Genomic DNA, 12,338 nt, shown 5'->3' on the forward strand with positions numbered 1-12,338 from the left:
CTGAAATATGAAGACGCGCTGAAACGGCTTGAGAAACTCGTCGCCGAGCTGGAAAAATCCGACGTCGATCTGGAAACGCGGCTGAAGAGGTTCGAAGAGGGGACGAAGCTCGCCCGGCTGCTGCTGAAGAAATTGGAGCAGGCTCAGAAGAAAGTCGAGCTGCTGGTCAAAACGAACGTCGGTGAGGCGACCCTCGTCCCTTTTGATGACGATGCAAACGACGACACGTCAACAGAGGATCAGCCCTCCTCCTAAACCGCCACCCCATCTCGCGCGCCTGTCGCATCTCATTGAGCGCGCCTTGGATCGCGCGTTGCCCCCGCGATCGCAATCGCCAGCGATCATCCATGAGGCGATGCGCTACTGCGTGATGGGCAGCGGCAAGCGGTTTCGGCCGTTGTTGTGTCTGGCCGCCTGCGAAGCCGTTGGCGCGCGAGCCGCTGGGGCCCTGCCGGCGGCGTGCGCGATCGAACTGATCCATACCTACTCGCTGGTCCATGATGATTTACCCGCGATGGATAACGCCGCCCTTCGGCGTGGCAAACCGTCCTGTCATCGGCGATTCGGAGAAGGCCACGCGATCTTGATCGGCGATGCGCTGTTGACCTACGCCGTTGAGCTGCTCAGTCGGCAGGGGAGGGGGGATCGCCTGGCGGTGATTCGCACGATCAGCCGCGCATGCGGCACGGCCGGACTCATTGGGGGTCAAGTGCTAGATCTGCAGTGCGGAGCGCGCCCGCCCCGGCACGGGTCGGGTCGGGGGAGCGCGGAATGCGGAGTGGGACAACTCACAGCCATTGCACGACAGAAGACCGGCGCGCTCATCACCGCGAGCGTTGAGGCGGGCGGATTGGCCGGCGGAGCGACGTCAAAACAGTTGCAACGCCTGCGGAAGTATGGGCACAATATGGGGCTGGCATTTCAACTGATCGATGACGTCCACGATCAGGATGGGCTGGCTCGCGCCATGGGGATGGGGCCGGCCCTCCGCCAGGCCCACCGCGCCATCGACGGCGCGGTGTGTTGCCTTGAGCCGTTTGGTACTCGGGCGGACGGGCTCCGTGATCTCGCGTTATGGCTGGCTTCCACCGCATAACAACCGTTTCAAGTTCCAGGTTTCAGGTTTCACGTTGACGCTGAACCTGAAACTTGAAACATGAAACCTGAAACATTCGATGGGTGTGCTCGAGACGATTGATCGGCCGGCGGATGTGAAGGCGCTCGCCGCGCCCCAGCTCCTCCGGCTCGCGCAGGAGATCCGCGCCACATTGATCGCGACGGTGGCCGAGCTCGGCGGCCATCTCGCCTCCAGCCTCGGCGCCGTGGAGTTGTGCCTCGCCCTGCATTACGTCTTCGAGGCGCCCGATGACCAGCTCGTCTGGGATATGGGGTATCAGGCGTTTGCCCATAAGCTGATCACCGGGCGCCGCAGCCGCTTCAACACGCTCAAACAGTTCGGCGGCCTCTCCGGATTCAACAATAAAGAGGAAAGCCCCTACGATCTGTTTACGACCGGGCATGGCGGCACCGCGCTGTCGACGGCGATGGGGCTGGCGATGGCGCGCGATCAGGTCAAGGGCAGCCGCCAGGTCATCGCGATCATCGGCGATGCGAGCTTAGGCGAAGGGATGGCGTTGGAAGCCCTGAACTATATCGGGCATGCCAAACCGAATCTCCTGGTGATTCTCAACGATAATCGCATGTCGATCGCCAAGCCGGTGGGGGGCTTAAGCCGCTACCTGAACCGCCTGATCACGAATCCCACCTACAATCGGCTGCGGCTCGACCTGAAGGAGATGGTCCAGCGTTTGCCGCATGGCGTCGCACTGGTGCGGCTGGGCGATAAGATTGAGGAATCCCTTAAAGGGATGCTCGTCCCCGGCGTCGTCTTTGAAGAGCTCGGCTTTCGCTATATCGGGCCCATTGACGGCCACAATCTTCCGGAGCTGATCCGCACCCTGCGGAATGTCAAGCGGATCCGCGGGCCGATTCTGCTGCATGTCTCGACGCTGAAGGGCAAGGGGTACCGGTTTGCCGAAGAGGATCCGGAGCGGTTTCACAAGACCGAGCCGTTTGACATTGCCACAGGACAACCAAGAGATGCTCAGGGCTCAGGGCTCAGGGCTCAGGGCAAAAACGCACGGCCCGCAGCCCGGAGCCCCGAGCCCCCAGCAACGTTTACCGAGGCCTTCAGCGATTCGCTCGTCCGTCTTGGCGAGGCGAACAAGCGGTTGGTGGCGATCACCGCGGCGATGCCTGAGGGAACCGGTGTCGCAGCATTCGCGAAGCGCTTCCCGGGGCGCTGTGTCGATGTCGGCATGGCCGAGCAGCACGCCGTCGGATTGGCGGCGGGCTTAGCGCGCGGCGGGGCCCGGCCGGTCGTGGCCATCTACTCCACGTTCATGCAGCGCGCGTTTGATCAAATCATGCATGAGATGTGCCTGCAGAACCTTCCAGTCACCCTCGCCCTGGATCGCGCCGGCCTGGTTGGGGAAGACGGGCCCACGCATCATGGCGTCTTCGATCTCGCGTATCTTCGGGTGCTGCCCAACATCGCGGTGCTGTCGCCGAAAGATCCGGCGGAGTTATCACTGATGCTGCAGTGGTCGCTGCAGCAGGATCAGCCGGTGGCGATCCGCTACAGCCGCGGAGGGATCACCTGCGGGGAGCCGCTCGGCCGCCCGGGCAAGCTCCTCCTCGGCAAGTCCGAGCCGCTGCGGCAGGGCAAAGAGCTTGTACTGCTCGCCCTGGGCAGCATGGTCTATCCGGCCCTGGAGGTGGCGCGGCGGCTCGGCGAAGAGGGCATTGACGCCTCGGTGATCAACGCGCGCTTTATCAAACCGCTGGATGCAGCGATGGTCAAGCATGCCGCCCAGATCGGCCGCCTCGTCACGCTCGAAGAAGCGCAGATCGCCGGTGGCTTCGGCAGCGCTGTCTCCGAGGCGCTGGATGCGCTGCAGGCGTCGGCCATCCCGCATCTGCGCATCGGCCTGCCCGATGGGTTTGTGGAGCACGGCAAGCGCCATGAGCTCCTGCGCCAATGCGGGTTGGATCCGCACAGCCTCACCGTCCGCATCAAGGCGTGGCACCGTACGCTCGCTCCCACCCCGGACTCGCTCTTGCCTGAATCTTCGCTCACATGAGCGTGCGCGTGCGATTTGCTCCAAGCCCTACGGGAAAGCTTCACGTCGGATCGGCGCGGACCGCGCTCTTTAACTGGCTCTTTGCCAAACACCACCACGGCACCTTCATCCTGCGCATCGAAGATACCGATCAGAAGCGCTCCAACCCGGCGTTTCTCGAGGATATCTACGCCAGCCTGGCGTTTCTCGGCATTCAGGCCGATGAGGGGCCGGTGTTTCAAAGCCAGCGGCAGGCGATCTATCAGGAGCACGCGAAGAAGATGCTCTCGGCCGGTGCGGCCATCGAGCGCGAGGGGGCCGTGGTCTTTCAGATCCCGCCGCAGCAGGTGACCTTTACGGATGCGCTGCGCGGCGATATCACCGTCGACACCAGCTTGTTTGAGACGCTGGTCATCATGAAGTCCGACGGTACGCCGACGTATAATTTCGCGTGTGTGGTGGATGATGCGCTGATGCGCGTCTCCCATGTCATTCGCGGCGATGATCACATCGCCAACACGCCCAAGCAGGTGGTGCTGTATCAGGCCCTGGGATTTCCGCTGCCGGCCTTCGCCCATATTCCGCTGATCGTGGGTGCTGACCGCGCGCGGCTCTCCAAACGCTTGGGAGCGACGTCCGTTGAGGAATATCGCCAGGCCGGCTATCTGCCGGAGGCGGTGTTTAATTATCTGGCCCTGTTGGGCTGGGCGCCCGGCGGCAACCGCGAGTTCGTGCCGCCTGCGGAGATCATCCAGCTCTTTGATCTGGCCAAGGTGCGCAAATCGGCGGCCTACTTCGATCTGAAAAAACTGGACTGGCTCAACAGCCAATATATCAAGCAAACACCGGTGCCGAAGCTCGCCGAGATGCTGGCTCCGCGGCTCATCGCCAAAGGTCTGCTGCCGGCCGCCTATGACCGCGCATGGCTTGAGCAGGTTGCCGCGATCATCCATGATCGGCTGCGCGTGCTCGAAGATATCGAAGAAGAGCACGTGTTTTTCTTTCAGGACCCGCCGCAGTATCATGAGGAGGCGGTGGCGCAATTCCTCCGCCAAGACGGTGTTGGGCCCCGGTTGCTCGCACTGCGCGATCGCCTCAGCCGCCTGGCGTCATTTGACGCCGCGTCGATCGAGCAGGCCACGCGCGGGATGATTGCCGAGCAGCACTTCGCCTCGAAGGAGCTGATCCATCCGGTGCGCGTGGCGGTGACCGGCCGCGCCGTGAGTCCGCCGCTGTTTGAAGTGATGGCCGTGCTAGGGAAAGACAAAGTGCTCAAACGACTCGACGATGCGGCCACGACCCTTGCACTCGAACATGGATGAGCGGCGCGCGAGCATTCGGATTCAGGTTCCGGTGATGGTGGAATTTCCCAATCCCGCGACCATGAAAACCGAGCGCAGCTTCACGCAGGATGTGAGCGAAACCGGCCTGCGGTTTCCCACGACGGTGAAACTGTCGGTCGGGCAGCAGCTGCCCCTGGCCCTGCAGATGCCGTTTTCGAACGCGACGATGCACGCGACCGGCGAGGTCATGTGGATCCGGGAAGTGGCGCGCCTGGGGGAGATTCAGTATGAGGTAGGCGTGCGCTTCCGCTGGATCGAGGATCCCGACCGCCAGCGCCTCAACCGCCACCTCCTCGATCTCTTCCGCCGCCGCGTGTGATATACTAACCCGATATCAGATATGAAAAGCCCATTTCATATCTGATATTGCCTATGATAGAGCCATATCAGATATCAAAAGGCTCAATCATATCTGATATTGCCTTCGCGACAATGCCCTGTCGTCTAATGGTAGGACACGTGACTCTGGATCACGTTATCCTGGTTCGAGTCCAGGCGGGGCAGCCAACTTGATGTCTCCCACAGCGGCTCCGATTCCCATCGGGGTGGCGTCGTCGTTTCCTAGCGTTGAGGAAATTTTTTCTGAGGGGAATTTTCGCTTTCGGGGTCCTACCGCCCTTGCTACAATTTGTCAGTTGGAGTAGGCGATGGAGCTGGCAGAACAGCAGGACGTACTGAAGAACATTTTAGATATTCCGGTGGAGACGCAGACGATTGAGTTCAAGCGTCTTTCTGGCGACGCAGTAGTATCCAAGACGGTGGAAACGGTTGTGGCCATGACGAATACCGATGGCGGCGTCGTGATCTTGGGCATTGATGACCCGGTGACGACGCGGCTGAAAGGTGTTGATCGCATCTTCGGCATCGAGGAAGGCATCGACATGTTTGATGCCATCGGGCGAGAGATCCAGCGCATTGTCCCACCCCTGGTCGGCGTGTGGCCGCCAGCCATCCTTCCTGTGCCCCAGCGAGACACACGGGTCGGGCTGGTGTTTGTCCCGAAAGCGGTGGACAACTTCCATTCAGTGAATAATCACGTGCATGTCCGCGCCGAGCGGGGCAACAAGCAATTGACGGCGCATGAAGTGGTGAAATTTGCCTACGCGAAAGGCTTTGAGAAGGCCGATACGAAACTGGTGGCAGTGGAGTTCTCGCTGCTGAAGACGAGGTGTTTCGATGAGTGGAGGGAAGCCCGCCGTCTCAACGGGGGGGCGCTTGACGCCGTGTTGGAAAAGACGGGGCTGGCGCGTCGTGACGACCACGGGATGTTGCAACCGACGCTGGCGGCGGTGTTGTTATTTGCCGACTCCCCCAACGATTTGACGGAGACCAAATGCACCATCCGGGTCTTTCAATACCGCGGCACCATTGAGAATATCGGCGAGACCCCGAATTTGATCGGCCTGCCAAGGACCATCGGCGGCCCGCTCATCCAACAAATCCACGAGGCCCACGACTATGTGCTCACCCTGCTGCGCGCCGGCATCAAGATGTCCTCCGGGTTCAGGGCGCTCTATCAGATTCCGGAACGAGCCGTCAAGGAGGCCATCACCAATGCGGTTATCCACCGCGATTATCACATGAAACGGGACATCGAGGTTAAGATCTACGAAGATCGCGTGGAATCGAGAGCCCTGGGTTATTCCCGTCCAATATCACCCGCACGAATATCGGTTGGGTGCGCGCCGAGAGCTATCGCAACGATCTCTTGGTTAAACACCTGCGGGAGTTTCCCTCACCGCCCAACCTCGATCAGAACGAAGGTGTGCGCGCCATGCGGCATGACATGGCCGACAAACATCTCTACCCGCCGGTCTTTCTGACGTATCCCATCCTGGCGGATTCGGTCAGGGTAGTACTGCTCAATGAGTACCGTGCGACCGAATGGGAAAAGATCAGCGGGTATCTAAAGGAGCATAAATACATTACGAATGAGGAAGCGCGACAGGCGACCGGCGTCGTGCAACGGGATAAGATGAGTTACATGTTGAAAAAATGGGTCGCTCAGGGTTCGCTCATCAAGATCGTTCCACCCAGCGGTTTCGTGCGTGGCACGAAGTACAAGTTGCCCGATGCTCAGGAGGTGAAAAACCCCTGAGCCTGGTACGTCGAATGCTTCATTCCGAGTGAAACATAACACAATGCATATCAATAGGTTATGACGATGTTACATGGAATACCGAGGAGACCGGCTACCGAACAGCAATCTCGGTTAGCCCGCCATCAGGCGGGGCAGCCAACTTGGTGTCTCTTATAGTCAAGATAAAACGAGCGAGATGACGCCGTCACAGCAGACTCTCCGTTTCCTTGGGATCGCGGTGTTCATTGCGAGCGGCTGGGTGATGTTCGGCAGCCGCTTGGGCGCGGCGATGCCGCGGCCCGCGGGGCTACCACGCGACATCAGCTGCACCTATCGTACGCAGATGGGTCGCCTCCCCCGCGACGCGCGGCAAATCCGCGTGTGGATTCCCCTGGCAAAGACCGGCCGAGAGCAGCGCATCCTCGCGCGCGAGATCCATTCTCCCGTGGCCTACACTATTGCGCAGGACCCCGACTACGGGAACGACATCCTGCATGTGGCATTGCAGCCCCCGATTCCCGAGCAGCTGGAGATTGCGGTCGACTACCGCGCGCGGCTCTTCGGCGGGGAGACCGCCGCGGTGGATGCCTCGCCGACCCCAGAGGAGCTTCAGCGCAGCCTTCGGCCCAGCGGGCTAGTGATCGTCGATGAGGAGGTGCGCGCCAGAGCCAGACAGGCGGCCGCTGGACGGTTGACCTTGGCGGGACAGGCGCGGGGCATTTACGATGCGGTCCGCCAGGCCATGGTCTACGATAAAACCGTGCCGGGCTGGGGCCGGGGCGACACGCGCCGGGCCTGCGCGCTGGGCAGGGGCAATTGCACCGACTTCCACTCCCTCTTCATTTCCATGGCGTGCGCGCAGCAGATCCCCGCTCGATTCAAGATCGGGTTCGTCATTCCTGAAGCGCCCTCAGGGATTGTTCCCGGCTATCACTGCTGGGCGGAGTTCTATGCGCAGGGACGAGGCTGGGTGCCGGTGGATGCCTCGGAGGCCTGGAAGCACCCGGAGCTGGCGGACTACTACTTCGGGGCACATGATTCTCGCCGGTTTCTGATCAGCACAGGGCGGGACATCCGGCTCATCCCCGCGCAGGAGGGCGAGCCGGTGAACATATTCTTCGCTCCGTATGTAGAAATCGATGGGCAAGCGTCTTCGGATGTGGGCGTCGAGGTCCGGTTTTCGGACCTTCAACAGGGGAGGACGACATGAGGTGCCGGACGGTCCATGGGTTCGTGGTCATCGGGGTGAGCGGGCTCTTGGGCGTGGCGAGTTCTGTCGGTGCCGCGGAACATGGCGGCAAGGAGCATGGAGGTGCCGCGCACGAGCATGGGGGCCAGGCGGTCAGCGCCGAGCCATCGGCGGAGCAGATTCGCCAAACGATTCAGCAGCACGTGCAGGGGATCGCCACGGAGCAAGGCACGTTTTCGATCGATGATCCGGTGACCGGGACCACGCGCAATTTGGAGTTTGTGCGAGTCCACGATCGCGTCGGCAAGACCGGCGACCTCTACTATTCCTGCACCGACATGCGCGACACGCAGACCGGCGAAGTGCTGGATCTTGATTTCGATGTCGAGGCGACCGGTGAGCAACTCAAGGTTGTTGATCAACGTATCCACAAAGTCGAGGGCCAGGCGCGCTATACCTATGACGAGCAGGACAACCGCATCCCGGTGAGTTCGCCGGACAGCGGCGCCCTCCAGTGACGATGCGCGGCGGATGCCCTCGAAGCGAGCGCGGCCGGATCTCGGCCTGCTGCTGGTGTTGTTGAGCGCCGCCCTGGTGTCGTGCGGGTGTCTGCCTGCCCGCCCCGAGCGTGGCGAGGCAGGCGGGCCTGCCGCGTCTTCGTCGAGGAACCCAGCAGCGATGTCACGACCCCATCCGGAACAGCAACCCAACCGGCTCATCCGCGAGAAGAGTCCCTATCTTCTGCAGCACGCCTATAATCCGGTAGATTGGTATCCGTGGGGTGAAGAGGCGTTTGCCAAAGCGGCGCGTGAAGATAAACCAATCTTCCTATCGGTCGGCTACTCGACCTGCTATTGGTGCCATGTCATGGAGCAGGAGTCCTTCGAGAACCCTGAGGTCGCCACGGTGATGAACGACACCGTGGTCGCCATCAAGGTCGACCGGGAGGAGCGGCCGGACATCGACGCGATTTACATGACGGCCGTGCAGGCCATGACCGGCTCCGGCGGCTGGCCGATGAGCGTGTTTCTCACCCCTGAGGGCAAGCCCTTTTGGGGCGGGACGTACATTCCGCCAGAGGAGCGGTTCGGTCGTCCGGGATTCACCACGATCCTCAGCTCGATCAGCGACGCCTGGAAGATCAAGCGGGCTGAGATCCTTCAATCCAGTCAGTCGCTCACTCAGGCCATCCAAGCCAGTGCCCAGGCCGACCCCTCGGCTTCCGTGACAAGGGCGGTGATCGAGCGCGCCGCAACGCAGCTGGCTCAGCAGTACGATCCGGCGCATGGCGGCTTTGGCTCCGCCCCAAAGTTTCCACGCAGCCATAGCCTCTCGTTCTTGCTGCGGGTCTGGTCTCACCACCACGATCCCGCCACGCTCGAGATGGTGGAAACGACGCTGAAGGCGATGGCCCGAGGCGGCATCCATGACCAGCTCGGCGGCGGCTTCCACCGCTACTCCACCGATGAGCAGTGGCTCGTGCCGCATTTTGAAAAGATGCTCTACGACCAAGCGCTGCTGGCCCGCACGTACCTCGAAGCGTATCAAGTAACGGGCAAGGCCCAGTACGCTGACACGGCCCGCGACATCTTCGAATACGTCCTGCGTGACATGCGCGACCGAGCCACCATCGGGGTGGCGAAGGAAGTGCCGCGTGCCGCTGGGCACGCGGCCGATGCCACCGGGGCGTTTCACTCCGCGGAAGATGCGGGCGAGGTCGGCAAGGAGGGCGACTACTACGTCTGGACGCCGCAGGAAATCGACGCCGCGCTGAGCCCAGAAGATGCTGCGCTCGTCAAACGGTTTTACGGGGTCACTCCGGGTGGTAACTTCGAGCATGGCACGACGATTCTCTCCATCGTCGCGCCGATCGAACGTGTGCCGGCGCTGAAGGCGGCACGGGGCAAACTCCTCGCGGTCCGAAACGAGCGTCAGCGGCCGCATCGGGATGATAAGATTCTTACCGATTGGAACGGGCTCATGATCGGCGCACTGGCCTACGGGGCCCGGGTGCTGGATGAGCCGCGCTATGCCCAAGCGGCTCGCGAGACGGCTAGCTTCCTCGTGGAACGACTGCAGGAAAATGGCCGGTTGCTGCACCGCTACCGCGACGGCGAAGCCTCCATTCCCGCGTTCTTGGATGACTACGCGTTTCTCAGTTGGGGGCTGTTGGACCTCTATGAGGCGACGTTCGAAACGCGATGGCTGGCGGAGGCGAAGCGGCTCACGCAGGAGATGACCCGGCTCTTCTGGGACGACAAGGCCGGCGGTTTCTTCTTCAGCGGCGACCAGAATGAGCGGCTCATCGCGCAGACCAAGGAACTCTACGATGGAGCGCTGCCCTCCGGCAATTCGGTTGCGGCACTCGTTCTCGTGCGTTTGGGCCAACTCACCATGGACAAGGAGCTCCAGCGCCACGCGGAGTGGCTGCTCCAGGCATTCGCTGGCCAGGTCAGCCAGGCCCCCCACGCCTTTCCACAGTTGTTGATCGCGATGGACGTTTGGCTCGGCCCCTCGCAGGAAATCGTGATCGCTGGCGATCCAGCCTCGGCAGATACCCAGCAGATGCTCCGCGCCGTCTACGGGCGATTTCTCCCCCGCGCGGTGCTGGCGGTGCATCCGGTCGGCGGGGCCGCCCACGCGGTCGAGGCGCTTGTTCCGTTCATCAAGGCGCAGAACCCGCTTCAAGGCAAGGCGACCGCGTACGTCTGCGAGAACGACGTCTGCAACCTTCCCACAACTGAGCTCTCCACGCTGATCAAGTTCCTCGAGCATCCGCGCGGACATCAAGGCTCTTGACTCTCCAGTTAACTGGAGAGTCGAAAAATCGCCGATTTTCATCTTATCCAACGAAGGAAGAGGGTGGCCACAAGATGACTGACTCCACGCCTGTGCTGCAGAAATACGAGACGTTGGCCGCGGGATACGACCGCCAGTGGCGGCGCTATCATGCCGAGACATTCAGCCGAGTCGCACGCTACCTGCGAGATACTCATGCCCCATCAATCCTTGATGTGCCGTGCGGGACGGGCGAGCTGCTCCGCTGGCTCTTGCCCCGGGTGCCGGAGGCCCGCATCGTGGGTGTTGATGGCTCGGAAGCCATGCTGAACATCGCCTGCCAGAAGTGGGTGGGTGAACCCCGAGTGGGTTTCCAGCACGGCCTGGCCGAGGCCTTACCGTTTGGTAAGCAGACCTTCGATTGGGTGCTCTGCTGCAGTAGTCTTCACTACTTCCGGCAGCCGGAGCGCGTGCTGGCGGAGTTCGCCCGCGTGCTCAAGCCCACGGGGCGGCTGCTCCTCCTCGACTGGTGCCGCAACCCGTGGCACTGTCGGGTCATCAACTGGTGGAAGGTCCGCGTGGATCCCACGCACGTACGGATGTATACCACGCAGGAGCTCGAACGGCTGCTGAGGGATGCTGGATGGTCGCTCTCGCGCGTGGAGCACTTCCGGGTGAGCTGGATTCCCGGCCTGCGGCTGTGGGAGATGATGGATTGCGTCGCACAACGGATGCAGCCCACCGCAGAGATGGAGGGGCGATGATCACGTTGCGTTCTACGATCACCTGCCCGCAGTGCGGCCATAGGCAGGAAGCCGCCATGCCCACTGATGCCTGCCAGTACTTCTACCAGTGCCCGAAATGTTCGGCAACGTTGCGGCCGAACGCAGGTGACTGCTGCGTGTTCTGTTCCTATGGGAGTGTCCGGTGTCCGCCGAAGCAGATGGAAACACCAGAAAAGAGGTGAAGCGCGATGAAGGAGCCTATGCAGGCAGGTCCCACTATGTGGATAACGAGTCCGCGTAGCGCAGAGCAAGGTCAACCCACGCCATAAGACTGCCGGACTCCGTATTCCTCTGTGCCGCCTTGCTGGACGCCGTCCAGTGCGCTCATTTTGTCTAGTCGCCCTTGCACGTGACGAACCGTTTCCAGTGTTTGCGCATCATAAATAGTGATGGACACGGAAACGACCACAATCAGCCGATTTCTCTTCGCATTTCTCGGAGGTCTGGCGCTGAACCTCACCCCCTGCGTCTACCCGCTCATCCCCATCACCATCAGCTTCTTTGCCGGGCAGGCGCAGCAACGGGTGGCTCGCACGGCGCTGCTGGCCGTTTGCTACGTGCTGGGGCTGGCGATCACCTACTCGACGCTAGGGCTCGTGGCGAGCCTGACCGGAGGCATGTTGGGGGCAACGCTCCAACAGCCGTGGGTGCCGGTATTTGTTGCCATGGTGATGGTCGCGCTCGGCTTGAGTCTCTGCGGATTGTTTGAGTTTCGGATCCCGGCGGCGCTCACCAGCCGGTTGGGAGTCGCCAGGACAGGCGCGGTCGGGGCGCTCATCATGGGGCTGACGGTTGGGATCATTGCTGCGCCATGTATCGGGCCATTTGTGTTGGGGATGCTGCTGTACGTCGGCCAGCTCGGCCGTCCAGTGGTGGGGTTTTGGCTCTTCTTCGCGCTGGCGCTTGGGCTGGGGCTGCCGTATCTGTTCCTCGGCATCTTCGCCGGACAGCTCCACCGGCTGCCGCGCTCCGGCGCCTGGCTGACGTGGGTCAAACAAGCCCTCGGCTGTGTCCTGTTCGGTGTGGCGCTCTATCTGGTCC

General features: G+C 61.8%; 12 protein-coding genes and 1 tRNA gene. All 13 read left to right on the forward strand.

Translation table 11 applies throughout. The features are described 5' to 3' along the window. On the forward strand, positions 1 to 255 hold the full coding sequence (gene xseB / locus HY737_07215; protein MBI4598169.1) for an exodeoxyribonuclease VII small subunit: 255 nt from the start codon (positions 1 to 3) through the stop codon (positions 253 to 255). Beyond that, positions 212 to 1,096, forward strand: a complete 885-nt coding sequence (locus tag HY737_07220) for a polyprenyl synthetase family protein (GenBank protein ID MBI4598170.1) — start codon at positions 212 to 214, stop codon at positions 1,094 to 1,096. The genes xseB and HY737_07220 overlap by 44 nt, the downstream gene beginning before the upstream one ends. Positions 1,097 to 1,175: 79 nt before the next feature. Then, positions 1,176 to 3,143 carry a 1-deoxy-D-xylulose-5-phosphate synthase gene (locus HY737_07225; GenBank protein ID MBI4598171.1) on the forward strand — a complete coding sequence of 656 codons (1,968 nt, stop codon included), beginning with the start codon at positions 1,176 to 1,178 and terminating at the stop codon, positions 3,141 to 3,143. Beyond that, a complete protein-coding gene (locus HY737_07230; protein ID MBI4598172.1) occupies positions 3,140 to 4,444 on the forward strand; it encodes a glutamate--tRNA ligase in 1,305 nt (434 codons plus the stop codon). Before HY737_07225 ends, HY737_07230 begins: the two co-directional genes overlap by 4 nt. Further along, positions 4,410 to 4,784, forward strand: a complete 375-nt coding sequence (locus HY737_07235) for a PilZ domain-containing protein (GenBank protein MBI4598173.1) — start codon at positions 4,410 to 4,412, stop codon at positions 4,782 to 4,784. Before HY737_07230 ends, HY737_07235 begins: the two co-directional genes overlap by 35 nt. A gap of 114 nt (positions 4,785 to 4,898) precedes the next feature. Beyond that, a tRNA-Gln gene (locus tag HY737_07240) sits at positions 4,899 to 4,972 on the forward strand. 140 nt (positions 4,973 to 5,112) lie between these two features. Beyond that, complete coding sequence (locus HY737_07245) at positions 5,113 to 6,288, forward strand: putative DNA binding domain-containing protein (GenBank protein ID MBI4598174.1); 1,176 nt, start codon at positions 5,113 to 5,115, stop codon at positions 6,286 to 6,288. Beyond that, positions 6,240 to 6,563, forward strand: coding sequence for a hypothetical protein (locus HY737_07250; protein ID MBI4598175.1), 324 nt, complete (start codon positions 6,240 to 6,242; stop codon positions 6,561 to 6,563). The genes HY737_07245 and HY737_07250 overlap by 49 nt, the downstream gene beginning before the upstream one ends. A gap of 178 nt (positions 6,564 to 6,741) precedes the next feature. Continuing rightward, positions 6,742 to 7,755 carry a transglutaminase domain-containing protein gene (locus HY737_07255; protein MBI4598176.1) on the forward strand — a complete coding sequence of 338 codons (1,014 nt, stop codon included), beginning with the start codon at positions 6,742 to 6,744 and terminating at the stop codon, positions 7,753 to 7,755. Then, the gene (locus tag HY737_07260; protein ID MBI4598177.1) at positions 7,752 to 8,252 is read left to right on the forward strand and encodes a hypothetical protein; all 501 of its coding nucleotides are present in this window, start codon (positions 7,752 to 7,754) and stop codon (positions 8,250 to 8,252) included. Before HY737_07255 ends, HY737_07260 begins: the two co-directional genes overlap by 4 nt. A 160-nt stretch (positions 8,253 to 8,412) precedes the next feature. Next, positions 8,413 to 10,533 (forward strand): thioredoxin domain-containing protein, encoded by a 2,121-nt coding sequence (locus HY737_07265; protein ID MBI4598178.1) that lies wholly within the window; start codon positions 8,413 to 8,415, stop codon positions 10,531 to 10,533. A gap of 74 nt (positions 10,534 to 10,607) precedes the next feature. After that, positions 10,608 to 11,276: a class I SAM-dependent methyltransferase gene (locus tag HY737_07270; GenBank protein ID MBI4598179.1), complete on the forward strand. Its 669-nt coding sequence runs from the start codon at positions 10,608 to 10,610 to the stop codon at positions 11,274 to 11,276. Between the two features lie 407 nt (positions 11,277 to 11,683). Further along, the coding region (locus HY737_07275; GenBank protein MBI4598180.1) for a sulfite exporter TauE/SafE family protein at positions 11,684 to 12,338 on the forward strand (655 nt) is incomplete at its 3' end.

The sequence above is a fragment of the Candidatus Omnitrophota bacterium genome, from assembly GCA_016209275.1.
Taxonomy (GTDB): domain Bacteria; phylum Omnitrophota; class Gorgyraeia; order Aquiviventales; family Aquiviventaceae; genus JACQWM01.